The 26,133-nt window shown below is 72.9% G+C and carries 22 protein-coding genes, 1 tRNA gene and 1 pseudogene; 12 read left to right on the top strand and 12 right to left on the bottom strand.

Features of this window, described 5'->3' with window-relative positions; translation table 11 throughout:
• Positions 1 to 19: 19 nt before the first annotated feature.
• On the top strand, positions 20 to 1,690 hold the full coding sequence (locus EDC50_RS08240; RefSeq protein ID WP_123770003.1) for an ArnT family glycosyltransferase: 1,671 nt from the start codon (positions 20 to 22) through the stop codon (positions 1,688 to 1,690).
• Between the two features lie 148 nt (positions 1,691 to 1,838).
• Complete coding sequence (locus EDC50_RS08235) at positions 1,839 to 2,906, top strand: glycosyltransferase (protein ID WP_123770002.1); 1,068 nt, start codon at positions 1,839 to 1,841, stop codon at positions 2,904 to 2,906.
• Here the strand turns inward: EDC50_RS08235 and EDC50_RS08230 are convergent.
• Positions 2,903 to 3,724, bottom strand: a complete 822-nt coding sequence (locus EDC50_RS08230) for a glycosyltransferase family 2 protein (RefSeq protein WP_123770001.1) — start codon at positions 3,722 to 3,724, stop codon at positions 2,903 to 2,905. The two genes, EDC50_RS08235 and EDC50_RS08230, sit on opposite strands and share 4 nt — an antisense overlap.
• Here EDC50_RS08230 and EDC50_RS08225 point away from each other — a divergent pair.
• Positions 3,723 to 4,781: a CDP-glycerol glycerophosphotransferase family protein gene (locus EDC50_RS08225; RefSeq protein ID WP_123770414.1), complete on the top strand. Its 1,059-nt coding sequence runs from the start codon at positions 3,723 to 3,725 to the stop codon at positions 4,779 to 4,781. The genes EDC50_RS08230 and EDC50_RS08225 overlap by 2 nt on opposite strands.
• 21 nt (positions 4,782 to 4,802) lie before the next feature.
• Here EDC50_RS08225 and EDC50_RS08220 read toward each other — a convergent pair whose 3' ends face one another.
• Genes EDC50_RS08220 through EDC50_RS08205 form a run of 4 tightly spaced genes read right to left on the bottom strand, consistent with a single transcriptional unit; the run spans position 4,803 to position 9,186 of the window.
• Complete coding sequence (locus EDC50_RS08220; protein ID WP_123770000.1) at positions 4,803 to 6,287, bottom strand: PH domain-containing protein; 1,485 nt, start codon at positions 6,285 to 6,287, stop codon at positions 4,803 to 4,805.
• The gene (locus EDC50_RS16660; RefSeq protein ID WP_242003069.1) at positions 6,274 to 6,786 is read right to left on the bottom strand and encodes a PH domain-containing protein; all 513 of its coding nucleotides are present in this window, start codon (positions 6,784 to 6,786) and stop codon (positions 6,274 to 6,276) included. The genes EDC50_RS08220 and EDC50_RS16660 overlap by 14 nt, the downstream gene beginning before the upstream one ends.
• Positions 6,783 to 8,258: an SEL1-like repeat protein gene (locus EDC50_RS16655; protein ID WP_123769999.1), complete on the bottom strand. Its 1,476-nt coding sequence runs from the start codon at positions 8,256 to 8,258 to the stop codon at positions 6,783 to 6,785. Before EDC50_RS16655 ends, EDC50_RS16660 begins: the two co-directional genes overlap by 4 nt.
• Before the next feature lie 4 nt (positions 8,259 to 8,262).
• The gene (locus tag EDC50_RS08205; protein WP_123769998.1) at positions 8,263 to 9,186 is read right to left on the bottom strand and encodes a lauroyl acyltransferase; all 924 of its coding nucleotides are present in this window, start codon (positions 9,184 to 9,186) and stop codon (positions 8,263 to 8,265) included.
• A 100-nt stretch (positions 9,187 to 9,286) separates the two neighbouring features.
• Between EDC50_RS08205 and dtd the strand changes: the two genes are divergently transcribed.
• Both dtd and rpoD read left to right on the top strand, forming a co-directional pair.
• Positions 9,287 to 9,727: a D-aminoacyl-tRNA deacylase gene (gene dtd / locus EDC50_RS08200; RefSeq protein WP_123769997.1), complete on the top strand. Its 441-nt coding sequence runs from the start codon at positions 9,287 to 9,289 to the stop codon at positions 9,725 to 9,727.
• A 73-nt stretch (positions 9,728 to 9,800) separates the two neighbouring features.
• Positions 9,801 to 11,660: an RNA polymerase sigma factor RpoD gene (rpoD, locus tag EDC50_RS08195; RefSeq protein WP_123769996.1), complete on the top strand. Its 1,860-nt coding sequence runs from the start codon at positions 9,801 to 9,803 to the stop codon at positions 11,658 to 11,660.
• A 192-nt stretch (positions 11,661 to 11,852) separates the two neighbouring features.
• Here the strand turns inward: rpoD and EDC50_RS08190 are convergent, their stop codons facing one another.
• Positions 11,853 to 12,227 (bottom strand): nuclear transport factor 2 family protein, encoded by a 375-nt coding sequence (locus EDC50_RS08190; protein ID WP_123769995.1) that lies wholly within the window; start codon positions 12,225 to 12,227, stop codon positions 11,853 to 11,855.
• A gap of 144 nt (positions 12,228 to 12,371) precedes the next feature.
• Between EDC50_RS08190 and EDC50_RS08185 the strand changes: the two genes are divergently transcribed.
• The gene (locus EDC50_RS08185) at positions 12,372 to 14,723 is read left to right on the top strand and encodes a GH92 family glycosyl hydrolase (RefSeq protein ID WP_123769994.1); all 2,352 of its coding nucleotides are present in this window, start codon (positions 12,372 to 12,374) and stop codon (positions 14,721 to 14,723) included.
• Between the two features lie 94 nt (positions 14,724 to 14,817).
• Here EDC50_RS08185 and EDC50_RS08180 read toward each other — a convergent pair.
• Positions 14,818 to 15,741 (bottom strand): annotated as a pseudogene (locus tag EDC50_RS08180) (MBL fold metallo-hydrolase).
• Between the two features lie 211 nt (positions 15,742 to 15,952).
• On the opposite strand from EDC50_RS08180, the gene EDC50_RS08175 reads away from it, so the two are divergent.
• From EDC50_RS08175 to EDC50_RS08150, 6 genes are all read left to right on the top strand, one after another.
• Positions 15,953 to 16,028, top strand: a tRNA-Ile gene (locus EDC50_RS08175).
• Positions 16,029 to 16,122: 94 nt separating this feature from the next.
• Positions 16,123 to 16,320: a hypothetical protein gene (locus EDC50_RS08170; protein WP_123769993.1), complete on the top strand. Its 198-nt coding sequence runs from the start codon at positions 16,123 to 16,125 to the stop codon at positions 16,318 to 16,320.
• Positions 16,321 to 16,542: 222 nt separating this feature from the next.
• The gene (locus tag EDC50_RS08165; protein ID WP_123769992.1) at positions 16,543 to 17,601 is read left to right on the top strand and encodes an ROK family protein; all 1,059 of its coding nucleotides are present in this window, start codon (positions 16,543 to 16,545) and stop codon (positions 17,599 to 17,601) included.
• Between the two features lie 309 nt (positions 17,602 to 17,910).
• Positions 17,911 to 19,947 carry a TonB-dependent receptor gene (locus EDC50_RS08160; RefSeq protein WP_123769991.1) on the top strand — a complete coding sequence of 679 codons (2,037 nt, stop codon included), beginning with the start codon at positions 17,911 to 17,913 and terminating at the stop codon, positions 19,945 to 19,947.
• Positions 19,948 to 19,982: 35 nt separating this feature from the next.
• Positions 19,983 to 21,167 (top strand): PepSY-associated TM helix domain-containing protein, encoded by a 1,185-nt coding sequence (locus EDC50_RS08155; RefSeq protein ID WP_123769990.1) that lies wholly within the window; start codon positions 19,983 to 19,985, stop codon positions 21,165 to 21,167.
• Positions 21,164 to 21,343 (top strand): hypothetical protein, encoded by a 180-nt coding sequence (locus EDC50_RS08150; RefSeq protein WP_123769989.1) that lies wholly within the window; start codon positions 21,164 to 21,166, stop codon positions 21,341 to 21,343. Before EDC50_RS08155 ends, EDC50_RS08150 begins: the two co-directional genes overlap by 4 nt.
• 178 nt (positions 21,344 to 21,521) lie before the next feature.
• On the opposite strand, the gene hslU is transcribed toward EDC50_RS08150, so the two are convergent.
• From hslU to dapF, 5 genes are all read right to left on the bottom strand, one after another.
• Positions 21,522 to 22,904: an ATP-dependent protease ATPase subunit HslU gene (hslU, locus tag EDC50_RS08145; protein ID WP_123769988.1), complete on the bottom strand. Its 1,383-nt coding sequence runs from the start codon at positions 22,902 to 22,904 to the stop codon at positions 21,522 to 21,524.
• A gap of 96 nt (positions 22,905 to 23,000) precedes the next feature.
• Positions 23,001 to 23,552, bottom strand: coding sequence for an ATP-dependent protease subunit HslV (gene hslV, locus EDC50_RS08140; RefSeq protein ID WP_123769987.1), 552 nt, complete (start codon positions 23,550 to 23,552; stop codon positions 23,001 to 23,003).
• Between the two features lie 160 nt (positions 23,553 to 23,712).
• Positions 23,713 to 24,636: a tyrosine recombinase XerC gene (gene xerC, locus EDC50_RS08135; RefSeq protein ID WP_123769986.1), complete on the bottom strand. Its 924-nt coding sequence runs from the start codon at positions 24,634 to 24,636 to the stop codon at positions 23,713 to 23,715.
• Entirely contained in the window at positions 24,626 to 25,300 is a 675-nt protein-coding gene (locus tag EDC50_RS08130) for a DUF484 family protein (RefSeq protein ID WP_123769985.1), read from the bottom strand. The genes xerC and EDC50_RS08130 overlap by 11 nt, the downstream gene beginning before the upstream one ends.
• Positions 25,297 to 26,133 carry a diaminopimelate epimerase gene (gene dapF / locus EDC50_RS08125; RefSeq protein WP_123769984.1) on the bottom strand — a complete coding sequence of 279 codons (837 nt, stop codon included), beginning with the start codon at positions 26,131 to 26,133 and terminating at the stop codon, positions 25,297 to 25,299. The genes EDC50_RS08130 and dapF overlap by 4 nt, the downstream gene beginning before the upstream one ends.

Here is a 26,133-nt window from a genome sequence, read left to right as displayed (position 1 = left end):
GGCCCGGTATCATCCGCGCATGCTCAAGACCGCCCGTTCCCGCGAGACCTGGCTGTTCTGGATCGTCGCCGTGCTGGTGCTGGGCGCCGGCCTCGGGCTGCGCGACCCCTGGCCCGCCGACGAGCCGCGCTTCGCCCTGGTCGCCAGGCAGATGGTCGAGAGCGGCGACTGGCTGTTCCCGCACCGCGGCAACGAGCTGTACTCGGACAAGCCGCCGTTGTTCATGTGGCTGCAGGGGCTGGCCTACCTGCTGTTCGGCCACTGGCGCATCGCCTTCCTGCTGCCGTCGCTGCTGGCAGCGCTGGGCACGCTGTGGTGCGTGGTCGACCTCGGCCGGCGCCTGTGGACGCGGCGGGTCGGCCTGTACGCCGGCTATGCGCTGCTGTTCGCGCTGCAGTTCACCTGGCAGGCGAAGAAGGCGCAGATCGATCCGCTGGTGGTGTTCTGGATCACCCTGGCCAACTACGGCCTGCTGCGCCACGTGCTGCAGGTGCGGCGCAATCGCGGCCCGCATTGGCCGCTGTGGATGCTGGGCTGGGCCGCCGCGGCGCTGGGTACGATCAGCAAGGGCGTCGGCGCGATCGCGCTGCTGGTGCTGGTCCCCGCCGGCATCGCCTCGCTGCGCGGCTGGGACGTCAAGGTGCATGCCAAGGACCCGAAGTTCTGGCTCGGTCCGCTCGCGTTCGTGCTGGCCGCCTGCGTGTGGCTGGTGCCGATGCTGGTCGCCGTGTCCGGCAACGCCGCGCCCGAATACCGCGCCTACGTCGACGACATCCTGCTGCGCCAGACCGCCAAGCGTTACGGCACGTCGTGGGACCACCACCAGCCGCCGTGGTACTTCCTCGAGGTCATGCTGACGATGTGGCTGCCGGCGGCGCTGGCGCTGCCTTGGGCGATTCCCGCCTGGCGCCGCCGCCTGCGCCGGCGCGACGCGCGCTACCTGCTGCCGCTGGCGTGGTGGGGGCTGGTGCTGGTGTTCTTCACCATTCCCGACGGCAAGCGCGACATGTACATCCTGCCGGCGCTGCCGATGGTGTGCCTGGCGCTGGCGCCGCTGCTGCCGGGCATCGTGCGCCGGCCGCGCGCGCGCGCCGCGGCGCTGGCGTTCACCGCGCTGCTGTTCGGCGGGCTGCTGCTGGCCGGCGCGGCCGCCTGGTTCGGCGACCCCGGATTCGAGCGGCGCTTCCTCGCCGAGCGCGGCATGGACGCGGACGCGCGCGGCGTCGCCGCGATGCTGGCGGCGATCGGCGCCTGGGGCGTGGCCTGCGCGCTGTGGGGCGGCGTGCGCCGGGCGGTGCCGGCGATGCTGGCGGCGCTGGCCGGCTTGTGGGTGCTGTTCGGCCTGGTGGCCGGCCCGCTGCTCAACGACGCCTCGTCCGCGCGCGGGTTGATGCGCGAGGTCGGCCGCCGCATCGGCCCGGACGCGGAGCTGGGCCTGGTCGCGTGGAAGGAGCAGAACCTGCTGATGGCCGACCGCCCCGCGGCGACGTTCGGCTTCAAGGTCGGGTTCGGCGAACAGATGCGGCGCGGCCTGGCCTGGCAGCGGCAGGCTCCCGCGCGGCGCTGGCTGCTGGTGCAGGACGTGGCCCTGGCCGCCTGCATCGATCCGCGCAAGACCCTGCACCTGGGCAGCGCCAACCGGCGCGGCTGGACGCTGGTGCCGAGCGACGCCGCCGCGGGCTGCCGGTGATCGGCGCCGGCCGATCACCGGACCGGTTCCCGCCTGACTGCCGGCGTAATTCGCGCGCGCGAGCGGCCGTTCCGTTCGCCCAGCGCATACCGCCGTTCCGGTAGACTTTTCGCACTTGGCGGCAGGCGCGAAGCGACCGAAGGGCCGAATGGCGAGCATCAATCTGATCGGGCGCGACAACGGCGTGGGCCTGTCGCGCGACATGCGGCTGGTCGCCAATGCATTGTCGGCAGCGGGTTTCGAAGTCCGCATCTGGGGCCTGCGCCGGGGCAAGTTGCGCAAGTGGCTGCGTCCGCTGTGGATGAAGCTGCGGGTCGCCGGCATGCGCGCGGCCGGCACCGCGCCGGCCGACCTCAACCTGATGTTCGAGCACGTCCACCGCGACTTCCTGCCGCTGGCGCGGCGCACCGCATTGCTGCCCAACCCGGAGTGGTTCGACGAGCGGGACCGGGCGCTGTTCGACCGTGTCGATGCGGTGCTCGCGAAGACGCGGCACGCCCAGGCTGTGTTCGAGGCGCTCGGCAAGCCGACCGAGTTCGTGGGCTTCACCAGCGAGGATCGGCTGTTGCCGGGCCGGCGGCGCGAGTTGGCCTTCTTCCATCTGGCCGGCCGCAGCGGCAACAAGGGCACGCAACGGCTGCTCGCCCTTTGGCGCCGGCACCCGGAGTGGCCGGTGCTGCGGGTGTTGCAGAACCCCTGCAAGGCGCAGCCGGGCCCGGCGGCGGCGAATATCGAACACCGCGTCGGCTACGTCGGCGACGACGAACTGCGCCGGCTGCAGAACGAACACGCGGTCCACCTGTGCCCGTCGGAAACCGAAGGGTTCGGCCACTACATCGTCGAGGCGATGAGCGTCGGCGCCGTCACGATCACCCTGGACGCGGAGCCGATGAACGAACTGGTCGGGGCCGATCGCGGCGTGCTGGTCGCGGCCGCGGCGCGCGGCCGCCAGCATCTGGCCACGACCTACCACTTCGACGAGGCCGCGATGGAGGCCGCGATCGAGCGGGTCCTGGCGATGCCGTCTCCGGAGCGGGAACGGATCGGCGCCCGCGCGCGCGCGTGGTACGAGGCCAACGACCGGCAATTCGGCGATCGCCTGGTCGCCGCGGTGCGCAACCTGCTGAAGGCGGACCGGATCGGCGACGCCGCCGGGGCCGGAAACAACGACGCCAGGGTGCCGCTGCGCCCCGGAACGGCGCAGCGGCAGCTCTAGCGTTCGGGCGTGGCCACCGGCTGCCCGTTCTGCAGCAGCCACAGCATGATGGTCTTCTGCCGCACGTAGTTGGCGCGCACGTAGGCGTAGACCAGGCCGTGCCAGCCGTCGAGGAAGCCCAGGCGCAGCACGTAGCCGCGCCAGAACCGCCAGGCCGGCGACAGCACCAGCTTGGCCAGGGTGGCGCGCTTGCCGCGCGCGTAGTCGTACTCGGCCATCATCCGCGCGTAGCGCTGGGTCTTGGCGAGCTGCTGCTCGAGCGAGCGGTACGGGTAGTGGATCAGGTCGCCGGCGAGCGTCTTCACCGGGCCGTCGACGCTCGCGGCCTCGTGCACTTCGCGCTTGCCGCGCCAGCCGCCGCGGCGGCGGTCGAACAGGCGCAGCACGCGGTCGGGGTAGGCGTTGCCGTGGCGCAGGAACTTGCCGAAGTAGTCGCTCAGGCGGGCGAAGCGGTAGCCGGCGGCGCCGGCGAAGCCGCGCGCGCGCTCGGCCTCGATCGCGGCGCGCAGCGCGTCGCCGACGCGCTCGTCGGCGTCCAGGCACAGCACCCAGTCGTGCGCGGCCTGCTCGACCGCGAACTGCTTCTGGCTGCGGAAGCCGTCGAACGGCCGCTGCAGCACGCGCGCGCCCATCCTTGCGGCGACCCGCGCGGTGGCGTCGGTCGAATGCGAATCGACCACGACGATCTCGTCGCAGAACGCGAGCGAGGCGATGCAATCGCCGATGCGGTCGGCCTCGTTGAACGCGATAATGCAGGCCGAGAGCGGAGCCGGCGACGGCGCGGGCGGCGAGGGCGGCGAGGGCGAGGAAGCGTCGATGGCGGATTACCTGTTGTTCGCGAGCGAGCGGTACGCGCTGCCGATCCTGCAGCCGCTGGCGCAGGCGCTGCAAGCGGCCGGCCACCGCGCCCACGCCTGGTTCGTCGGCGGCGCGGCCGGCGCCGCGTTGCCGGCGCCGGTGCGCATGATAGGCGGTCCGCGCGAGGCGGTCGCGCTGCGGCCGCGCGCCGTGTTCAGCGCCGCCAACGAGGTGCCGACCTTCGTCGCCGGGGCCAAGGTGCAGCTGTTCCACGGCTTCAACGTCGAGAAGCGCTCCGACGCGCGCGGCCATTTCCGCGTGCGCGGGCTGTTCGACCTGTACTGCACGCAGGGCCCGGCCACGACCGCGCCGTTCCGGCAACTGGCCGCGCGCCACCGCCACTTCGCCGTGGCCGAGACCGGCTGGCCCAAGCTCGATCCGCTGTTCCGCGAGGACGACGGCGCCGCCGCGGCGCTGCGCGCCCCGGCCGGCGCGCGGCCGGTGGTGCTGTTCGCCTCGACCTTCACCGAGCGGCTGAGCGCGGCGCCGCACCTGTACGAAGAAATCGCCGCCGAGGTCGCGCGCGGCGAGCGTTACTGGTTGCTGACCCTGCACCCGAAGTGCGCGCCGGCGCTGTTCGCCCGCTACCGCGCCCTGGCCGGGCCGAACGCCGCCTTCGTCGAGACCGAGCAGCTGGTCGCCGCACAGCGCGCCGCCGACGTGCTGGTCGCCGACACCACCTCGGTGGTGTCCGAGTTCGCGGTGCAGCGCAAGCCGGTGGTGACCTTCCGCAACCGCGCGCCGAAGCCGCACATGCTCGACTTCGACGCGCCGGCGCGGCTGCAGGCGATGCTCGAGCGGGCGTTCGCGCCGGGCGCGGAACTGCGCGCGGCGCTGGCCGCCTATGCCGACGCGATCCACCCGTACCGCGACGGCCGCTCGTCCGAGCGCGTGCTCGCCGCGACCGAGGCGCTGCTGCGCGGCGAGCTCGGGCGGCTGCGGCGCAAGCCGCCGGCGGCGCTGTGGCGCGGCCTGCAGATCCGGCGCGAGCTGGGCTACTGGGGGCGGGGGGCCTAGCGCGGCGGCGGCGCCGCGCGGTCACCAGCGCAGCGGCCGCCGCGCCAGCGTGCGCGAGAGTTCGGCGTACAGCGCGCGCGCCTCGGCCAGCGGCAGGAAGCGGATCCGCAGCGGCGGCGCCATCGCGCCGCGGCCGGCGGTGTCGAGCCACAACGTGGCGGTGCCGCAGCGGCGGTCGAGCGGGCCGCGCACCAGCTGCAGCGCCTGCAACTTGTCCAGTTCGGCGAAGCGCCAGTGCCGGCTCCACCAGCCCTCGCGCACCGCGATGAGCGCGTCGTTCAGCGCATAGGCCAGGCGCGCGGCCTGCCGGCGGGCCTGGTACGCGGCCCAGGGCAGCCAGGCCAGCGCCAGCAGGCCCCAGGCGCCGAAGCGCCAGCCGGCGAGCGCGGCGACCAGCGCGGTGACCGGCAGCGCCGGCAGGAACAGCCGCCACCCGCTCGCCGCCGGCAGCGGCCGCCAGGGCAGCGCGTTCCAGCGCGCCTGCGGCAACAGATGCTCGATCAGCGCGTCGCAGGCGTGCGGGGGCGCGATCGGCGCCAGCTCGCGCAGGCCGCGGTCGCCGCCGTGGCGGTCGACCACGGCGGTGTCGACTTCGAGGCTGCGCCGCCGCAGCACGCGGTGCAGCACGCCCTCGCGCAGGGTCCAGGCCTGGATCCGCCGGCGCGAGGCGCTGGTGCGCCAGCGCGCGAGCAGGCCGCGTTCCACGGTCAGGCGCCGGCCGTGCTCGCTGAGACGGAAGCCGTGGTACTGCAGCAGGGCCAGCGCGACCGAGAACAGCCGCAGCAGCGCCACCGCGAGCAGCAGCAGGCCGGCGCCGCCGAGCGCGTATTCGAGCGGGCCGAAGCGGTGCACGTCGAGATAGCCGAGCAGGCGCCGGCCGAACGATCCGATCAGCCGCGGCAGCAGCTCCGGGTTGGTCTGCGACAGCGCCGCGACGCCGGCGCCGACCACGATCATGCCGCGGTTCGAGACCAGGCCCAGGCGCAGCACCTCGCCCAGGTCCAGGCGCAGCAACGGCGCCGCCGGCGTCGCCGCCGCGCCTTCGGCCGCGGCGGTGGCGTGGCGCCGCACCAGCGCCTCCAGCGCCAGCGCGTCGGCCAGCTTCAGCACCCGCATCTCCGCCTCCGGCCGCGCGCCGCCGGCCGATTCCAGGCGCACCTCGGCCACGCCGAACAGCCGGTGCAGCAAGTTCTGCTGCAACGCGACGTTGTGGATGCGCGCGAACGGGATCACCCGCAGGCTGCGCTCGAGCAGGCCGCTGCGGATGGCGAGGCCGTCCTCGCCGACCGTGTAGCGGTAGGTGAAGTACTGCCACAGCGACGCCAGCGCCAGCGCGCCGACGCCGATCAGCGACCACAGCTCGTTGCGGTCGCCGCGGCCGAACAGCAGCAGCGCCAGCAGCGGCACGATGAACTGCCTGAGCTGCTGCAGCAGCACGAACAGCCACGACATCGGATGCAGCCGGCGCTCGCGCGGCGCCGGCGCGGCGGGGTCAGGCCTGCTCATCGGCGTCGTCGCCGTCGCCCTGGCGGCCGAGGCGGTCGCGCAGGCGCTCGGCGTCGGCGGCGTCCAGGTGCGGCACCGTCACCGCGCTGTGGCGGGTGCCGGCGGTGTGCACGGTCAGCGTGGCCAGCGCCCGCCGGCGCTGCCACGGCCCGCGCTTGAGGTCGAGATGCTGCACGCGCGTGGCCGGTACCCGCGTCTCGCGCTGCCACAGCCGGCCGCGGCGGATCGCCAGGCCCTCCTCGTCGAGGCGCCAGGCGACGTGGCGGAACTGGCGCATGCCGATCGCGTAGCCGACCGCCAGCGCGAGCAGCGCGGCGCCGGCGCCGAGGACCAGCGGCCGGGTCCAGCCGCCGGCGAGGGCGAGCAGGCCCCCGGCGATGCCGCCGGGCACGGCCAGCGCGAGCGCGCGCTCGAGCGCGAACAGCGGCCGCGCCCGCGCCGGCAGCGGCTGCCACGGCGCCTCGGCCGCCGCGGCGGGCGGCGCTCCGGCCTCGCTCACGGCATCGGCTCCGCGTAGGTGTCGAAGTCCTGCACCCAGTCGCGGCCGGCACGGTAGTCCTGCAGCCGCCGCTGCAGGCGCGGGCGCAGCGCCGCGGCCTCTTCGGGCAGGGCGTCGAGCGCGCGCTGCTGGTAGCCGGCGGCCTCGTCGTAGCGGCCGTTCGCGGCCAGCGCCGCGGCGATCGTATCCAGTTCGGCGAAGCGCAGCGTGTCGGCGTTGGCGATCAGGTGCCCGGCCAGCGCCAGCGCGCGGTGCGGATCGCGCTGGGCGGCGATCGGGCAGGTGGCGAGGAACCAGACGCGGTCGTTGCGCGCGGTCGGCACGCCGGCGTCCTCGGCGCGGGCGCTCCATTCCTCGGCCTGGCGGCAGTCGCGCGCGAGGCCGCCGGCGCCGTTGAACAGCAGGCTGCCGTACTCGGCCATGGCCGGGCCGTTGCCGCCCTCGGCGGCGCGGCGCGCGTGCCGCGCGAGCCGGGCGACGAACTCGGGCGACGGCGCCTGGCCGCGCGGCGGGCGCTGGTCGCGGCTGAGCGCCTCCAGCACCAGGGCCGCGGCCGGGGCGTGGCCGGCGTCGCTGGCGCGTTCCAGCCAGGCCAGCCCGCCGGCCTGGTCCTGCGGCGCCACCGCCGGCAGCGCGCCGGAATACAGCAGCGCGCCGAGCCCGTACATCGCCAGGCCGTCGCCGTCCTCGGCCTTGCGCCGCAGCGCCTCGATGCGGGCGCGGTAGGCCTGCTCGTACCTGGGCCAGGTCTCGTTGAGGCGCGTGCGCGCGGCCGGATCGTCGCGCAGCGGCCGGTCGAGCACGGCCAGCGCCGGTGCCGGGTCGGCGCCGAGCAGGCCGGCGACGATCTGCTGCAGCAGGTCGGCCTCCGGCACGCCGGTCTGCGCGATCTGCCGCTGCAGCCGGGCCGATTCGTCGGGCACGGTGCTCTCGGTGCGGACCTTCCAGGCGCCGCCCTCGCGGGCGAATTCGGGGCCGAACTGGAACTGGCTGCCGGTCGGCGGCGCCAGCTCGCCGACCGCGCGCCCGCCGTCGAGCAGGGTCACGTGGCTCAGCTGCGGCAGCGTCGCGCCCTCCTCCGGCGCGGCCACGCCGCACCAGCCCTCGCGCAGGCAGCGCCGCGCGACGGCGGCCTCGTCCAGCGCCGCCAGCGCGTCGGCGTCGAGCCCGCCGCGCAGCGTGTAGGCCAGGACCCGGTCGACCAGCGGCAGCCGTCGCAGCTGCTCCGGCGAGGCGTACAGCGCGGCGTCGCGCAGGAAGCCGTAGTGGCGCAGGCTCGACGCGGCCAGCAGATCGGCCGCGGCCGGATCGTCGCGGCTGCTCAGCAGCGCGTAGCGGTCCCAGGCGCGGCTGACCGCGTTCATTTCGGCCAGATCGTCGGCGGCGACGCGGGACGGGCCGAGCAAGGCGAGCACGAGGGCGAAGGTCGGCATCCAGCGGCGCATCGAGTCTCCCGAGCCGTCGCGGCTCATTCCCCTATCGGTTGTGGTACGGATTCGGCTCCCCGGAACCCGGCGGGCGCAGGGTATAGCGTTTGTAGGTCCACTGGTATTGCGCCGGGTCGCGCCGCGCGATGCGCTCGACCTCGGCGTTGAGCGCGGCCACCGCGGCCTTCGGGTCCGGATCGGCGATGCCCGGCGGCGCCTGTTCGATGCGCAGCGCGAAGCGCGGCCGCGTGCTCTCGTCGAGGCGCTCGCACCAGGCGAACAGCACGGCCGCGCCGGTGCGCGCGGCCAGCCGCCCGAGCAGGGTCATGGTCAGCGCCGGCACGCCGAAGAACGGCGCGAACTCGCCGTCGCCGGCCTTCGGCTGCTGGTCGGGCAGGATGCCGATCACCCCGCCGTCGCCCAGGCGCTTGAACAGCTGCCGCACCGCCGGGCCTTCGGCGCGCACCTGGGTGACCCGCTCGGCGTCGCCGGCGGCGGCGCGCACGCGGGTGAGGAACCCCTCGACCACCGGGGATTCGGGCGGGCGGTACAGGATCGCCAGCGGCGTGCGCCAGGCCAGCCACTGGTTCAGCAGTTCCCAGTTGCCGTGGTGCGGCGCGGCGACGATCACCCCGCGGCCGGCGGCGATCGCGCGGTCCATCAGTTCGGTGCCGTGGCGCTCGACCAGCAGCTCGTCGAGGTTGCGCGCATGCGGGCGGGTCCACAGCCGCGCGGTCTCCAGCGCCTGGCGCGCGGTGGTGCGCAGGATCGCGCGGCGCAGCCGCTCGCGCTGCGCCGGCGCCAGTTCCGGGTAGGCCAGCTCCAGGTTGACCCGGGCGACCCGGGCCTCGCGCACCTCGCGCCAGCGCCACCACAGCGCCAGCGCGTCGCCCAGGCGCAGCAGCAAGGGCCAGGGCAGGCGCCCGAGCATCCAGGCGCTGGCGTAGAGCAGGCGGGCGGCGAAGTCGGTCATCCGGGCAGTTTAGTGAGGGGAACGGGAAATCAGGAACGCGGAACGAACGCGCGAGCGTGCCCTTACACTCGTCCCCGGTTCCGCCTCTCGGGTTCCTGCGATGCTGGCATTGATCCAACGCGTCACCGAAGCCTCGGTGCGGGTCGGCGGCGACACGGTCGGCGCGATCGGCCCCGGCCTGCTGGCGCTGGTCGGCATCGAACCCGGCGACGGCGAGGCGCAGGCGCGGCGCATGGCCGATCGGCTGCTCGGATACCGTGTATTCGCCGATGAGGCCGGACGCATGAACCTGGGCCTGGCCGAGACCGGCGGCGGCCTGCTGCTGGTCAGCCAGTTCACCCTGGCCGCCGACACCCGCAGCGGCATGCGGCCCGGCTTCAGCACCGCGGCCGCGCCGGAGCTGGCTGAACCGGTCTTCAGCCGTCTGGTCGCGATCTGCCGGGAAAAGCACGCAGGGGGGGTGGAAACCGGGCGGTTCGGCGCCCATATGCATGTCAGCCTGGTCAACGACGGCCCGGTCACCTTCCTGTTGCGGGCCTGAGCCCCGGCCCCGGCGGCCGGCCTGCTATACTGGAACGTTCCCCATTCCCTCCAACAGCGCGGTGGCGCAACCCATGGCCAACGAACGTACGCCTCCCTCGTCCGACATCAAGCAGCTGATCAGCAAGGGCTTGGAGCAGGGCTATCTGACCTACGCCGAGGTCAACGACCACCTGCCCGACGACCTGGTCGACGCCGAGCAGATCGAAGACATCATCGGCATGATCAACGGCATGGGCATCGAGGTCCACGAAGTGGCGCCCGATGCCGAGACGCTGCTGCTCGCCGAAGGCACCACCGGCGGCCGCGAGGTCGACGACACCGCGGCCGAGGAAGCCGCCGCGGCGCTGACCGCGCTCGACGGCGAGGGCGGCCGCACCACCGACCCGGTGCGCATGTACATGCGCGAGATGGGCACGGTGGAGCTGCTGACCCGCGAGGGCGAGATCGCGATCGCCAAGCGCATCGAGGAGGGCCTGGGCCAGGTCCAGGCCTCGCTCGGCGTGTTCCCGGCCACCATCGCCTCGATCCTCGCCGACTACGAGCTGCACAAGGCCGGCAAGAAGCGCCTGGCCGAGATCATCGTCGGCTTCAACGACCACCTCGACGAGGAGGCCGCGCCGCCGGCCGCGGAGCTGGTCGAGGAGGCCGACGTCGCCGCGGACGACGAAGAGGAAGAGGTGGCCGCCGCCGACGGCGAGGCCGAGGAGACCGTGACCGGCCCCGACCCGGTCGAGGTCGCCGCGCGCATGGAGCAGCTCGCCGGCCACTACAACAAGTTCCTCAAGGCCTACGCCAAGCACGGCCCCAGCCACAAGACCGTGACCAAGCTGCGCGAGGACATGGCCGCGGTGTTCGTCACCTTCAAGCTGCCGCTGCCGCTGACCGACCAGCTGGTCAAGAACCTGCGCGACGTGGTCAACCAGATCAAGGAGCACGAGCGCCGCATCCTCGACCTGGCCACGCGCGTGGCGAAGATGCCGCGCAAGGACTTCATCCGCGCCTGGGAAGGCAACCAGACCAACCTCGGCTGGGTGGACGAGCTGCTCAAGCGCAAGCAGAAGTGGTCCAGCGGCCTGCGCGAGGTCAAGGACCAGATCGTCGCCGAGCAGCAGGCGACGATCGCGATCGAGCAGGCCAACTACCTGACCCTCGCCGAGATCAAGGACATCAGCCGGCAGATGGCCTACGGCGAGGCCAAAGCGCGCAAGGCCAAGAAGGAGATGGTCGAGGCCAACCTGCGCCTGGTGATCTCCATCGCCAAGAAGTACACCAACCGCGGCCTGCAGTTCCTGGACCTGATCCAGGAGGGCAACATCGGCCTGATGAAGGCGGTGGACAAGTTCGAGTTCCGTCGCGGCTTCAAGTTCTCGACCTACGCCACCTGGTGGATCCGCCAGGCGATCACCCGCTCGATCGCCGACCAGGCGCGCACCATCCGCATCCCGGTGCACATGATTGAGACGATCAACAAGCTCAACCGCATCTCCCGCCAGATGCTCCAGCAGTACGGCCGCGAGCCGACCCCGGAGGAGCTGGCCAAGGAGATGGACATGCCCGAGGACAAGATCCGCAAGGTGATGAAGATCGCCAAGGAGCCGATCTCGATGGAGACGCCGATCGGCGACGACGAGGATTCGCACCTGGGCGACTTCATCGAGGACACCAACATCGAGTCCCCGATCGAGGCCACCACCAACATCAACCTCACCGAGACCGTGCGCGAGGTGCTGGCCGGCCTGACCCCGCGCGAGGCCAAGGTGCTGCGCATGCGCTTCGGCATCGACATGAACACCGACCACACCCTGGAAGAGGTCGGCAAGCAGTTCGACGTCACCCGCGAGCGCATCCGCCAGATAGAGGCCAAGGCCCTGCGCAAGCTGCGCCACCCGAGCCGCTCGGAGCAGCTGCGCTCGTTCCTCGACATCGACTGAGCGCGGCATCGCTGCGACGAAAGGCCCGCCCCGCGCGGGCCTTTCCTTTTCCGCGCCCTCCGCGGCGCCGGCCGCCGGCAACGCCCCCGGCCGCAAGGGCCGACGACCCGGCGTGCGGACGCCCGAGCGGATCGCCCGCCCGGTCCGATGGGCACGCCGATGCCGGGCCCGAGGCATCCGCGCGCATGGCGGCTAGCCCAGGCTGTAGAAGAACTGCTCGCGCACGATCCTGCCGCCGCGCACCTGGTACACGCAGATCTCCTCCATCGGCATCCGTCCCCTGTCCTTGTAGGTGGCGTCGATGCCCATGGCGACGCTGAACCAGTCGCCGGCGACCACCGGTTCGCTGACCCGCTGGGCATGGATCCCGACCAGGTTCTCGGCCCACTTGCGGCCCTTCTCGCGGATCGCCTCCATGCCCTCGACCCGCACGGGCATGCCGTCGCCGCCGGCGCCCTCCATCTCGATGCTGACGGCATCGGGCGCGTACAGCTCTTCCTGGGCCTTGTCGTACTCGCCGGCGCGGCACAGTTCGACCAGACGCCGGGCGACTTGCTCGGTGTTCATCGCAACGCTCCTCGTTGGGGACCGGGACCAGCCTAGCCGCCAGGTGCTGACACCGTATCGTCAGCAGACGCGGTGCCAAGGGCGGCGGCGGAGTGGTACGGTTCGCGGATTCAACCGATCCAAACGCCTCCAGGGAGCCGCCCGATGCCGCATCGTTCGCGCCTGACCGCCATGCTGTCGCTGTTCGGCATCTGGGGACTCGCGAGCGGCCCGGCGCTGGGCGCGCCCGCCCCCGGCGCGGGAGCGCGCGCCTACGCCGCGGTCGACCCCTTCATCGGCACCGGCGGCGAGGGCCATACCTATCCGGGGGCGACGGTGCCGTTCGGCATGGTCCAGCTCAGCCCGGACACGCGCATCCAGCCGCGCAAGGACGGCTACGGCTGGGCCGCGGGCTACCGCTACGACGACCGCACCATCGTCGGCTTCTCGCACACGCACTTCTCCGGCACCGGCCATTCCGACCTCGGCGACGTGCTGCTGATGCCGGTGTCCGGCGAGCCGAAGCTCGAGCGCGGCGACCCGGACCGGCCCGGCAGCGGCTATACCTCGCGCTTCCGCCATGACGACGAGGTCGCGCAGCCGGGCTACTACGCGGTCACGCTCGACGACTACGGCATCCGTGCCGAACTGACCGCCACCGCCCGCGTCGGCGTGCACCGCTACCGCTTCCCGCAGGGCAAGCCGGCGCACGTGGTGATCGACCTGCGTACCAGCATGTACGACTATCCCGGCAAGGTGCTGTGGTCGCGCCTGCGCGTGCGCCCGGACGGCACCGTCACCGGCTTCCGCGAGACCCGCGGCTGGGCGCCGGGCCGGCAGCTGTACTTCGCGCTGCGCTTCTCGCGCGCGCCGAGCGGCCACCAGCTGCACGACACCGAGCAGGACCTGCCGTACAAGGGCTTCCCGCCGCCGGGCGACAAGGACCCGCGCCAGCGCGCGCAAATCGAGGGGCGCCAGCTGGTCGCCGCGTTCGACTTCGGCCGGACCCAGGAGCCGCTGCTGGTCAAGGTCGCGATCTCCCCGGTGAGCGAGGAAGGGGCAATCGCGAATCTCGATGCCGAGGTGCCGTACTGGGACTTCGACCGCGTGCGCGCGGACGCGCGCGTGCAATGGACCCGGGCGCTGGCGGCGATCGACGTCGACGCGCCGGCGCCCGCGCGCCGCAGCTTCTACACCGCGCTCTACCACGCGCTGCTCGGCCCCACGCTGTTCATGGACGTCGACGGCCGCTACCGCGGCCCCGACAACGCCGTGCACCAGGCGCAGGGCTTTACCCACTACTCGACGTTCTCGTTGTGGGACACCTATCGCGCGCTGCATCCGCTGCTCACCCTGGTGCAGCCGGAGCAGCGCAACGCCGACTTCGTCAACTCGCTGCTCGCGCACCGGCGGCACAGCCCCTACGGCGTGCTGCCGGTGTGGTCGTTCCACGGCCTGGAGACGTGGTGCATGATCGGCTACCACGCGGTGCCGGTGATCGCCGACGCCTACCTGAAGGGGATCCGCGGCTTCGACGCCGACGAGGCGCTCGCGGCGATGGTCGCCAGCGCCAGCTACGGGCCCTACGACGGCCTGGCGCAGTACATGCAGCTGGGCTACGTGCCGATCGACGAGGAGGGCGAGGCCGCGTCGAAGACGCTGGAGTACGCCTTCGACGACTGGACCATCGCGCGCATGGCGCGGGCGATGGGGCGGGAGGAGATCGCCGCGCGCTTCGAGAAGCGCGCCGCCAACTGGCGCCACGTCTTCGACCCGGCTACCGGCTTCATGCGCGCGCGCAAGCGCGACGGCGCCTTGCGCGAACCGTTCGATCCCGCCGCCAGCGGCTACGGCAGCGACTACACCGAAGGCAACGCCTGGCAGTACTCCTGGTACGTGCCGCACGACGTGGCTGGGCTGGCGCGCGCGCACGGCGGCGAGGACCGGTTGCTGGCCAGGCTCGACCAGGTGTTCGACGCGCAGGTCGACCCGGAGATCTTCGCGCACATGGAGGACATCACCGGCCTGATCGGCTGGTATGCGCACGGCAACGAGCCCAGCCACCACGTCGCCTACCTGTACGCCTACGCCGGGCAACCCTGGCGCACCCAGGCGCGGCTGGCGCGGATCATGGCCACGCAGTACGCGCCGCGCCCCGATGGCCTGGCCGGCAACGACGACCTCGGCCAGATGTCGGCCTGGTACGTGTTCACCGCGTTGGGCTTCTACCCGGTCGCGCCGGGCAGCAACGAGTACGTGATCGGCCGGCCGTTCCTGCCGCGGGCGACGCTGAACCTGCCCAACGGCAAGCGCTTCACCGTGGTCGCCGAGGGCCTGGGCGATGCGAAGCCGTACGTGGGCCGGGTGCTGCTGGACGGCAAGGAGCTGCCGCGCGCCTACCTGCGCCACGAGGAGATCCTCGCCGGCGGCGAACTGCGGTTCGTGATGCAGGCGCAGCCGAACACGCGGTGGGCCACCGATCCCGCGCAGCGGCCCTATTCGATGTCGGCGCGCTGAACGGCGCTCCGACCTTCCTCCCTGCGCATGAAGGGAGGCGGCAGGGCGGCGGCGCCTGGGCGAGCCGGGCGCAGCGGCGGGGCCGGCCGCCGCCTCAGGGCAGCGGCGCGAACTCCCCGGGCACCCAGGCGTAGGCCTCGTCCTCCTTGCGCACATGCCCCAGGCCCGGGAACGGCAGATGCGCGCCGGCCAGCCACCAACCCTCGGTCGCGGTGCGCTCCATCAGCCCGCGTCGGGCGGCGATCGCCCGCGCGCGGTCACTGTCGCCTTCGTGCGATGCGTCCGGCCGGGCGAACTGCACTGCGTGGTAGTGGACGATGTCGCCCCACGCCAGCAGCTTCTGCCCGCGACGCCCGTCGAACAGGTAGGAGGTATGCCCCGGCGTGTGTCCGCTGGAATCCAGCGCGGCCACCCCTGCCGGCATCGCCGCGCCGGGTGCGAACAGGCGCAGCCTGCCCTTCGCCCGGTACGGTGCGGCCGCCCGCCGCGCCTTGGCGAACAGCCAGCGCAGCCCGTCCGCGGCGTTCGCTTCCTACGCCTCCGACAACCCGTAATCCGCGTCGGCCTGCGCCAGCCACACGGTCGCATTCGGCTACGCCATCCGGCCTTCCACATCGAGCAATCCGCACATGTGGTCCGGGTGCGCATGCGTCAGCAGCACCGTGCCGATATCCCCGGGCGCGATCCCCGCAGCGCGCAGGTTGGCCAGCACCTGGCCGAGGCCGTCGCCGAAGCAGTCGGCGGTGCCGGTATCGACCAGCACGGCGTGGCCCGGCGCGCGCACCAGGTAGGCGTTGACCGCGGTCTGCAGGCCGGCCGGTGTTTCCGGCACGTACTGGCGGCGCAGCAGCGCATCCTCGGCCGCGTCGTCCACGCCCTGCAGTTCCTGCCGCGTCAGGGGCACCACGCCGTCGAACAGCGCGGTCACGCGCAGCTCGCCCAGGACCTGGTGGTAGTAGCCGGGTACCTGCCGCAGCGGCGCGCCTGCGGCGGCAGCGGGCGCGGCGACGGCCAGCAGCGCGGCGCACGCCGCCGCGCGTAGAGGGGAAAAGCGCGGGAATCGCGTGGCGTCTCCTGAAAGGTAGGCCGGGCGGCCGAACACCGCCCAGGGGGCACGCCGACGCTCGCGCGATGGCGGCGGAAGAAGCGAACATGGTGCTACATACCCCGCCGCAGCGGCGGAGATGCCGCGCGCCGGCTCCACCCGCGCTGTAACATGCACGCCCGATGGGCCTATAGCTCAACGGTCAGAGCAGGGGACTCATAATCCCTTGGTTCCAGGTTCGAATCCTGGTGGGCCCACCATGAAAGTCCGCAAAATTCAGGTGATTTCAGCAGCTCGCGCCTGTTCGAACCGCGCGTCGCGCTCCACGGCGAAGCGCTGCCCATCGGCAGCGCGGTGGACATCGGCCTGCCCAGCGCCGCGCCGCGCGCGGTGGTGGCGGTGCCTCGCGACGCGGTGATCCTGCGCCGGGAAGGCAGTTTCGTCCTGCGCGTCGGCCGCGACGGCAAGGCCGAGCGCCTGCCGGTGGACACCGGCGCCGAACTCGACGGCCCGGTCGAAGTGAGCGGCGCGGTGGAGCCCGGCGCCCGCTGATCGCGTGCGCGGCGGCGAGCGCATCGAGCCGGGACAGGCCGTGCTCGCGCGCGCGACGGCGGCGCGTCGAGGCGGCGCCTGCATCGCGGCGAGGCCGCCGCGCCGGATCCGCGCAGCCGCCCCAGCGCGCCCGGGCTGGCGCGGGCGAATGACGCGGCCTTGATCGGCGCGCGGCCCAGAATCGCGGGTCGCGACTTCCGGCCGAACCCGGCTCCGTTCCGCATGGGCAAGCGCACCCGCTCCGAATCCCCCGACCACCGCGGCCGCCACGGCGCGACGCGGCTGCCCGGTCTGACGATCGACGGCTACAACCTCGCCATCCGCGACCCGGACGGCGACGGCTTTCTCGGCGACCGCGCCAGCCAGACGGCGTTCCGCGAACTGCTGGACGAGGTGCGCAAGCGCCATCGCACCGGCAAGGATCCGTTCGGCAAGAAGCCCAGCGCCGAGCTCGGCAAGAAGGCGATCGACCTGGTGATGATCGGCGGCGATCCGGACGCGGCGCACCTGGTGCACGTCGCGGTGGAGCGCTACGCGCTGCGCCTGGCCGAGGTAGTGCGCTGTTTCCTCGCCCAGCCGGAATGGGACGGCGTCGAAGGCATCGTGCTCGGCGGCGGCCTGCCCGAGAGCAAGTTCGGCGCGCTCGCGATCCGGCGCGCGGCGCGGGCGTTGAAGGAAGCGCGTGCCGGCGTCGGGTTGGAAGTGCTGCCGCACGACCCCGACGAGGGCGGGCTGCTCGGCTGGGTGCCGTTGCTGCCGGAAGCGGTCGGCTCGCGGTACGACGCGTTTCTCGCGGTCGACATCGGCGGCTCGAACCTGCGCTGCGGCATCGTCGAGCACCGTCTGGACCGCGACGAGGGCGGCGCCAAGGCGCGCGTGCTGGAGCGGCTGCAATGGCGCCATGCCAACGACGATCCGGACCGCGGCGACGCGGTGGCGCGGCTCGCCGGCATGCTCAACGGGCTCGCCGCCCAGGCGCGCACGCTGGGCATCCGCCTGGCGCCGTTCGTCGGCATCGCCTGTCCGGGCCAAATCGAGGCCGACGGCGGCATCTCGCAGGGCGCGCAGAACCTGCCCGGCGACTGGGAAACGCCGTTCAACCTGCCGCGCGAGCTGGACCGGCGCCTGGACCGGATCGACGGCCGCCGGCCCGCCGTGGTGCTGCACAACGATGCGGTGGTGCAGGGCCTGAGCGCGCGCCGGACCATGCGCAAGGCCCGCCGCTGGGGCGTGCTGACCATCGGCACCGGCCTGGGCAACGCCAGCTACACCAACGGCTGAGCCGCCGCGCGGCCCGGCGGCACCGCCAGGTGCGCGCGGACAGGCGGGAACCCGGCGCTCCAAGGCCGTGGTGCGGCAACTGCGTGCGACGCCGCGCGATCCCGGCCGACGCCGGCTCGATCGCGCATTCGCGGCCGCCGCCGCCCGGGTCCAGCCGCGACGCGGCTCGCATGCGCCTTCCGGAGCCGGGGGCGGAACGCGGACGTCTCCGCCCGCCGGCCCCGGCGGCTGGCGGATCCGCCACTTTTTGCGAATGATTCTTGATTCCACTAGAGTAGGGCGCCCCACCGATCCGGCCTCCCGCCCAAGATGCGCATCCCGCTCCCGTTCCTGGCGCTCGCGCTCGCCGCCGGCTCCGCCCACGGCCAGGCCGGCCTGGCGGCGTCGGCCGACGCGGTCACCCTGGACAACATCACCGTGACCGCCGAGCGCACCGAGCGCTCGCTGAAGGACACCGCGACCAGCGCCGTGGTGCTGGACCGCACGGCGCTGGAGCAGCGCGGGCTGGACGACAGCAACGACGTGCTGGGCAACATCGCCAACGTCACCGGCACCGGGACCAGCAACCTGGCGCCGGCGGTGCGCGGCGTCGACGGCACCGGCCCGGCGCAGGGCGCCGACGCGTTCTTCGCCGGCAGCCGCCCGCGCCTGAACGTGCAGATCGACGGCCGCCCGGCCAGCTACAACGAAGTGGTGTTCGGCAACCTGTCGATGTGGGACGTGGAGCAGGTGGAGATGCTGCGCGGCCCGCAGAGCACGCTGCAGGGCCGCAACGCCGTGGCCGGCACGCTGGCGATCCGCACCCGCGAGCCGACCTGGGAAAGCGAAGCCGGGATCCGCCTGCTCGCCGGCAGCCAGCGCCGCGCGCAGACGGCGTTCTACCTGTCCGGGCCGCTCTCGGACCAGGTCGCCTACCGCATCGCCGGCGACTTCCAGACCTGGCGCAGCTTCGTCGATTTCGAGCCGTACCCGGGCGTGAAGGATCCCGAGGACTTCGCCGTGCGCACGCTGCGCGGCAAGCTGCTGTTCGAGCCGGAGGCGCTCGACGGCTTCCGCACCGTGGTCACGCTGCAGCACGCCGACGCGCACGGGCCGCAGGTGGTGACCGAGCGCCGGCCGTTCGGCGGGCACGTGTCGGACTTCCCGCGCATGCCGGTGTTCGCGCCGCGCGCGCGCACCGGCATCGTCGATACGCAGTGGCGGTTCGCGCCGCGGCTGGCGTTCGAGAACCTGCTCTCGGTCAACGACCTGTACGTGGAGCGCCGCGCCGAGGCCGGCACCGGCTTCGCCCGCATCGACGGCGAGGAGTACGTGCTCGAGCCGCGCCTGCGCCTGGCGCGCGGCGACGGGCGCCTGGCCGGCGTGGCCGGCGTGTACCTGTACCGCGCCGACCAGAACGAATTCATCGACTTCCCCGCCGACGAGCACCTGGACGATCGCGTCGACACCGCGGCGCTGTTCGGCGAGGGCACGGTCGCGCTGCGCGAGGACCTGGACCTGACCCTCGGCGCGCGCTTCGAGCGCGAGCGCCACCGCCGCCGCGGCGGCGACGGCACGTTCGTGGCGATCGACATCGACGAAACCTACGAGACCTTCCTGCCCAAGCTCGGCCTGGCCTGGCGGCCGGACGAGGCCTGGACGCTCGGCGTCACCGCCGCGCGCGGCTACAACGGCGGCGGCGGGGGCATCACCTACGACTTCCCGATCGTCAGCTACAGCTTCGATCCGGAGTACGTGAACAACTACGAGGCCTATTTCCGCGGCGACCTGCTCGGCGGCCGGATGCAGCTGACCGGCAACGTGTTCTACGGCGAATACCGCGACATGCAGCTGCCGTTCGACCTCAACCCGGATCCGTCGGTGTGGTCGGTGATCGTGCGCAACGCCGACCGCGCCCGCAATTATGGCGCCGAGCTCGGCCTGCGCTGGCTGGCCGCGCCGGGCCTGACCGTGCACGGCGATCTCGGCCTGCTCCGGACCGAGGTCACCGACTACCCGGACTCGAACATCGAGGGCCACGAGTTCGCCAACGCGCCCGCCGCCACCGCCAACCTCGGCTTCGCCTGGGTCGCCGGCAACGGCTTCGAGCTCAGCGCGAACGCGCGCTACTCCGACGCCTACCACTCCAGCATCGACAACCACCCGCGCGGCAAGACCGAGCCGTACTGGCTGCTCGACGCCAAGGCCGGCTACCGCATCGGCATCGCCCACCTGTTCGCCTTCGTCGATAACCTGCTCGACGACGACACGCCTTTGCTGATCACCCCCGGCGCCACCGCCGCCGACGACGTCGCCACGCTGCCGCGGCCGCGCAGCTACGGCGTCGGCGTCGAACTGAACTTCTGACCGCCAACTCCGCGCCTTTCGAGAGCGAGCACGCCATGGCCCCCGATTCCGGCATCGCCCCCAACGCGCAGCAGGCCCCGGCCCGGACGGGTCCGGCGTCGCGCTGGTTCCGCGTCAATCTCTGGCTGCACCGCTGGACCAGCCTGATCGCGACGATCCCGTTCCTGATCCTGTGCCTGACCGGCACGGTGCTGATCTTCCACGAGGAGATCGACCACGCGATGGGCGTGGTGCCCGAGCTGAGCCAGGCCGCGCCGCCGCGGCCGATGGCCGATTCGGTGGCGGCGGTGCAGGCGAAGTTCCCGGATCAACGGATCCTCAGCGTGGCGATGGAGGAGGACCATCCCGGCGTGGTGATGGTGGCCACCGCGCCGCCCGGGGACCGCGGCTACGACCGCTCGGTGTTCCACTTCGCGGACCAGTCCACCGCGCAGCTGGTCGGCGGCGTCGACCTGGAGAAGACGCTCACCGGGTTCCTGCTGACGCTGCACGCGAACTGGTTCCTCGGCCCCGTCGGCGAGTTGATCGGCGCGCTGATCGCGCTGCTGGTGCTGATCTCGCTGCTGTCCGGGCTGGTGGTGTACGCGCCCTACGTCAAGCGCATCGCCTTCGGCGTGCTGCGCCGCGGGCGCGGCGCGCGGCTGCTGCAGCTGGACCTGCACAACTTCATCGGCGCGGTGGTGCTGGGCTGGGCGCTGGTGGTGACCGTCACGGGGCTGATGCTCGGCTTCGGCACGCTGGCGGCCGGCATCTGGCAGGGCACCGAACTGCCGCGCCTGCAGGCGCGGTTCGGCGGCGCCATGGCCGACCCGCGCAAGCCGGTCGCGACCGTCGACCAGGCCTGGCAGGCGGCGGCGCGCGCGGTGCCCGACGGCAAGGTGCTGTCGGTGATCTGGCCGGACACCGACTACTCGACCCAGCGCCACTACACCGTGTTCCTCAGCGGCAAGGAGGGGCTGAAGGAGCGCATGTACCAGATCGCCTTGGTCGACGGCGAAACCGGCCAGGTCGCGACGGTGAAGCAGCCGCCGTGGTACCTGCAGGCGATCTGGCTGTCGCAGCCGTTCCACTTCGGCGACTACGGCGGCCTGGCGCTGAAGCTGCTGTGGACGCTGTGCACCTGGCTGACCTTGTTCATCACCGCCAACGGCGCCTGGCTGTGGTGGGACCGCCGTCGCCGCCGCAACGGCAACGGCAAGCGCGAAGGAGCCATCGCATGAAAGGCCGCGACGCCCTCAAGGCCGTGATCGTACTGGCGCTGGCCAGCGCCTGCGGCATCGTCGGACTGCTGCTGGCCGACGGCGCCTGGGACGCGCTGCTGCTGGTGCTGGCGGCGTCGCCGCTGGCCGTGGGGCTGTGGCGCTGGCGCGCGGAGGCGCGCGCCGGCGGCCGGTAAGGCGCTGCATTCGTCGGCACCGGCGCCGGCCATGCTCCGGCAGGCGATCCGCGCGCGCACGAAAACCGCTGCGGGCGGAGTGCGTGCGCGACCGGGTTCCAGCGGCCGATCGCCGGCGGATACGCGTTCCGCGCGGCCATAGGGCGGCGCCCGCGTCGGCGCCGCGCGGGCGCGCCGCTCAGAGGATGTAGCGGCTCAGGTCCGGATCCTGGATCAGCTCGCCCAGGTGCGCGTCGACGTAGGCGCGGTCGATGATCACGGTCTGGCCGTCGCGGTCGGGCGCCTCGTAGCTGAGCGCGTCGAGCAGGCGCTCGAGCACGGTGTGCAGGCGGCGGGCGCCGATGTTCTCCTGGCGCTCGTTGACCTGCGCGGCGATTTCCGCCAGCCGCTCGATCGCCTCGGGCGCGAACGACAGGTTCACGCCTTCGGTCCTGAGCAGCTCGACGTACTGCGTGGTCAGCGCCGCGCGCGGCTCGGTGAGGATGCGGACGAAGTCGTCCTTGCTCAGCGCCGACAGTTCCACGCGGATCGGGAAGCGCCCCTGCAACTCCGGGATCAGGTCGCTGGGCTTGGCCAGGTGGAACGCGCCGGAGGCGATGAACAGGATGTGGTCGGTCTTGACCGGGCCGTACTTGGTGCTGACGGTCGAGCCTTCGACCAGCGGCAGCAGGTCGCGCTGCACGCCTTCGCGGCTGACGTCGCCGCCGACCACCCCGGCCTCGCTGCGCCGCGCCACCTTGTCGATCTCGTCGATGAAGACGATGCCGTGCTGCTCGCAGGCCTCGATCGCGGCCTCGCGCACTTCGTCCTCGTTGACCAGCTTGGCCGCCTCCTCCTCGATCAGCTGCGCGCGCGCGGTGCGGATCGGCAGGCGCCGCTTGTGGGTCTTGGCGCCGGCCACCTGCGAGAACATCTGCCGCAGCTGCTGGCCCATCTCCTCCATGCCGGGCGGGGCCATGATGTCGACGCCCACATTGACCGAGGTGTCGATCTCGATCTCGCGGTCGTCGAAAGCGCCGCTGCGCAGCTGCTTGCGCAGCTTGGCGCGGGTTTCGTTCTCCTCGGCGGAAGGCTCGTCCTTGGCCGCCTCGGCCGGGTTGAAGCCGAACACCGTCGGCGGCTCGGCGCGCCGGGGCAGCAGCGCGTCGAGGATGCGCTCCTCGGCGCGCTCCTCGGCCTGGGTGCGCACGCGCTTCTTGGCCTGCTCGCGGTACATCTTCACCGCGGTGTCGGCCAGGTCGCGGACGATCTGCTCCACGTCCTTGCCGACGTAGCCGACCTCGGTGAAGCGGGTCGCCTCGACCTTGACGAACGGCGCGTTCGCCAGCGTCGCCAGGCGCCGCGCGATCTCGGTCTTGCCGACGCCGGTCGGGCCGATCATCAGGATGTTCTTCGGCATCACCTCGTTGCGCAGCTCCGGCGGCAGCTGCATGCGCCGCCAGCGGTTGCGCAGGGCGATCGCGACCGCGCGCTTGGCCGCGTGCTGGCCGATGATGTGCCGGTCGAGCTCCTGCACGATCTCGCGCGGCGTCATGGTGGCGTTGCTGGTGTCGGGTTTCATCGAGCCGGGATTCGGGAATATGGGGATTGGGGGAATGGCCGAAGCGGGGCCGGGAGCGGGGGGTTCGAATCCGGTGCCGAATCCCCGGTCCCGGCCTCACAGCTCTTCGACCACGACGTTGCGGTTGGTGTAGATGCAAACGTCACCGGCGATGCTGATCGCCTCGACCGCGACGGTGCGCGCGTCGAGTTGCGTGTGCGCGAGCAGCGCGCGCGCGGCGGACAGCGCGTACATGCCGCCGGAGCCGATCGCGATCAGCCCGTCCTCCGGCTCGATCACGTCGCCGGTGCCGCTGATCACCAGCGAGGTCTCCTTGTCGGCGACCGCGAGCAGCGCCTCGAGCTTGCCCAGGCGGCGTTCGGTGCGCCAATCCTTGGCCAGCTCCACCGCCGCGCGGGTCAGCTGGCCGTGCTTCTCCAGCTTGGCCTCGAACAGTTCGAACAGGGTGAAGGCGTCGGCGGCGGCGCCGGCGAAGCCGGCCAGCACCTGACCGTCGCGGCCGAGCCGGCGCACCTTGCGCGCATTGGCCTTCATCACCGTGTTGCCGAGGGTGACTTGGCCGTCGCCGGCGACCGCAACGCGGCCGTCGCGGCGCACCGACACGATGGTGGTGGCGTGGAAGACGTGGGGGTTGTGACTCGGGTCCATTCGGCCTCCGGGCGTTTCCCGGGAGGTGGGGACGGGCCGGAGCGGGTTCAAGCCGCCCAGGAGCGGGAACTGGGAATGGGGCACGAGGAACGGGCGTGCCGGAACGAAGGGACGGCGGATGGCTTCCACGCGTTCCTCGTTCCTCTTCGTTCGCCTCTCTTCACTCGTTCCCGCTTTTGCGCTTCGCCCGCGGATGCGCCGCGTCGTACACCCTGGCCAGATGCTGGTAGTCCAGGTGGGTGTAGATCTGGGTGGTGGCGATGTCGGCGTGGCCAAGCAGCTCCTGCACGCCGCGCAGGTCGCCGGAGGATTCGAGCACGTGGCTGGCGAAGCTGTGCCGCAGCAGGTGCGGATGCACGCGCTTGAACAGGCCCTGGCGCTGCGCGAGCAGGCGCAGGCGCAGCTGCACCGCGCGCGGCGTGATCGGCCCGCCGCCGCGGCCCGGGAACACCGGCGCTTCGGCCGCGGCGCCGCTTTCCGCGCGCCAGGCGGCGAGCGCCGCGCGCGCGTACGAGCCGACCGGCACGCTGCGCTGCTTGCCGCCCTTGCCGAGCACCGTGACCAGGCCGTCGTCGAGGTCGAGATCGCGCCAGCGCAGCGCGCACAGTTCGGACAGGCGCAGGCCGGAGGAGTAGAACAGTTCGAGCAAAGCGCGGTCGCGCCGCCCCAGCGGCGCGTCGGTGGGCACTTCGACCAGCGCCGCGGCCTCGTCCGGGTCGAGCACCTGCGGCAGCTTGCGCGGCGCCTTCGGCGAGCGGATCGCCGCCGCCGGGCTGGCGGCGAGGCGGCCCTGCTTCACCAGCCACGCGTAGAAGCTGCGACAGGCCGACAGGCGCCGCTGCAGGCTCTTCGGCGACAGGCCGCGGCGATGCTCGGCGGCGACGAAGGCGCGCAGGTGCTCGCCGTCGAGCGCGACCACGTCGAGGCCCCGCCGCGAGGCCCAGGCGGCCAGCGCGTCGAGGTCGCGGCGGTAGGCGTCCAGCGTGTGCGCGGACATGCGCCGCTCGACCTGCAGATGGGCCAGGAACTCCGCCGCCGCCCGCGGCAAGGCGGGAGCCTGCGCGCGCTCGCCGCTAGCGCCCATACCTCGCCAGCGCCGCGGCCAGCGCCTCGCCCATCATGCGCAGGAACAGCGTGCCCATGCCGGGGTAGAAGCGGTTCGGGTCGCGGCTGCCGATCGCGACCAAACCGAGCTCCGGCAGCGGCAGCAACGCGGTCGACTGCACCTCCTCGGCGCGCGCGCCGTACAGCAGCGCGTGCTTCTCCGGCTGCAGGCGGCCGCACAGCGGCTCGCCGTCGGCCAGGCAGTCGCGGAACGGCCGCAGGCGCGGATCGTCGGCCGGCACGACCTGCAGCCAATCGACGTCCTCCAGGCCGGCGACCGGCCGGAACAGCACCAGGCGGACCAGGTCGCCGTTGAAATCCTCGGCCAGGCTCGCGGCCATCGCGCGGACGGTGTCGGCGGCGTCGCGCTGGCGCATCAGCGCCAGGGTCAGCTGGTGCGTGCGCACCGCCAGGCGCTCGTTCTCCTGCGCGTTGGCGAACAGCTCGTGCAGGCGCCGCGACAGCTCGCGGTTCTTGTCGCGCAGCACCTCCAGCTGGTAGCTGGCCAGCGACGCCGCCGGGCCTTCCTCGCGCGGCACCACCAGGCTCAGCGCCAGGTCCGGGAACTGCTGCAGGAAACGCGGATGCCGGCGCAGGAACGCCGCGACTTCGTGCGCGCCGAGCTTCTCCGGGGTTTCGTTCATGCGTGCCACTCTCCTTCGAACACGAACGCGGTCGGGCCGGCCATGCGCAGCGGCGCGTCGTCGCGGGGCCATTCGATGGCCAGCTCGCCGCCGGGCAGCGCCACGGCCACCTCGCGCGCGACCCGGCCGCGCCGGATCAGCACCGCCGCGGCGGCGCAGGCGCCGCTGCCGCAGGCCAGGGTCTCGCCGGCGCCGCGCTCGTACACGCGCAGGCGGATGCGCGCGCGCGACTCGACCTGGGCGAAGCCGACGTTGACCGATTCGGGGAACGCCGGATGCGCCTGCAGCACCGGCGCCACCGTCTCCACCGGCGCGGCGTCGATGTCGTCGACCTCGATCACCGCGTGCGGGTTGCCCATCGACACGGCACCGAAGGTGTAGAGCGAGTCGTTCACGTCGAGCACGTACTCGTCCTGCGCGCCGGCGTAGCCCTGCAGCGGGATCGCGGCCGGGGCGAAGCGCGGCACGCCCATCTCGATGCGATAGCGGCCATCGCCGAGCGCGTCCACCGCGTGGCGGCCGGCCGGGCTGAGCAGGTCGAAGCGCGCGCCGAGCTCGGCGCCGCGCCGGCGCGCGTCGCGCGCCAGCCAGGCGGCGATGCAGCGCGCGCCGTTGCCGCACTGCTGCGAGGGCGAGCCGTCGGAATTCCAGATGCGGTAGCGCGCCACCGCGCCGTCGGCGCCGGGTTCGACGGCGAGGATCTGGTCGCAACCGATGCCGAAATGGCGGTCGGCGATGACGCGGCACAGCGCCGGATCGGGCGGCGCCGCACCGTCGCGCAGGTCGAGCACGACGAAGTCGTTGCCGGCGCCGTGCATCTTGCTGAAGCGCAT

The sequence above is a fragment of the Vulcaniibacterium tengchongense genome, from assembly GCF_003814555.1.
GTDB lineage: Bacteria > Pseudomonadota > Gammaproteobacteria > Xanthomonadales > Xanthomonadaceae > Vulcaniibacterium > Vulcaniibacterium tengchongense.
This window is presented reverse-complemented; position numbering and strand designations above follow the sequence as displayed.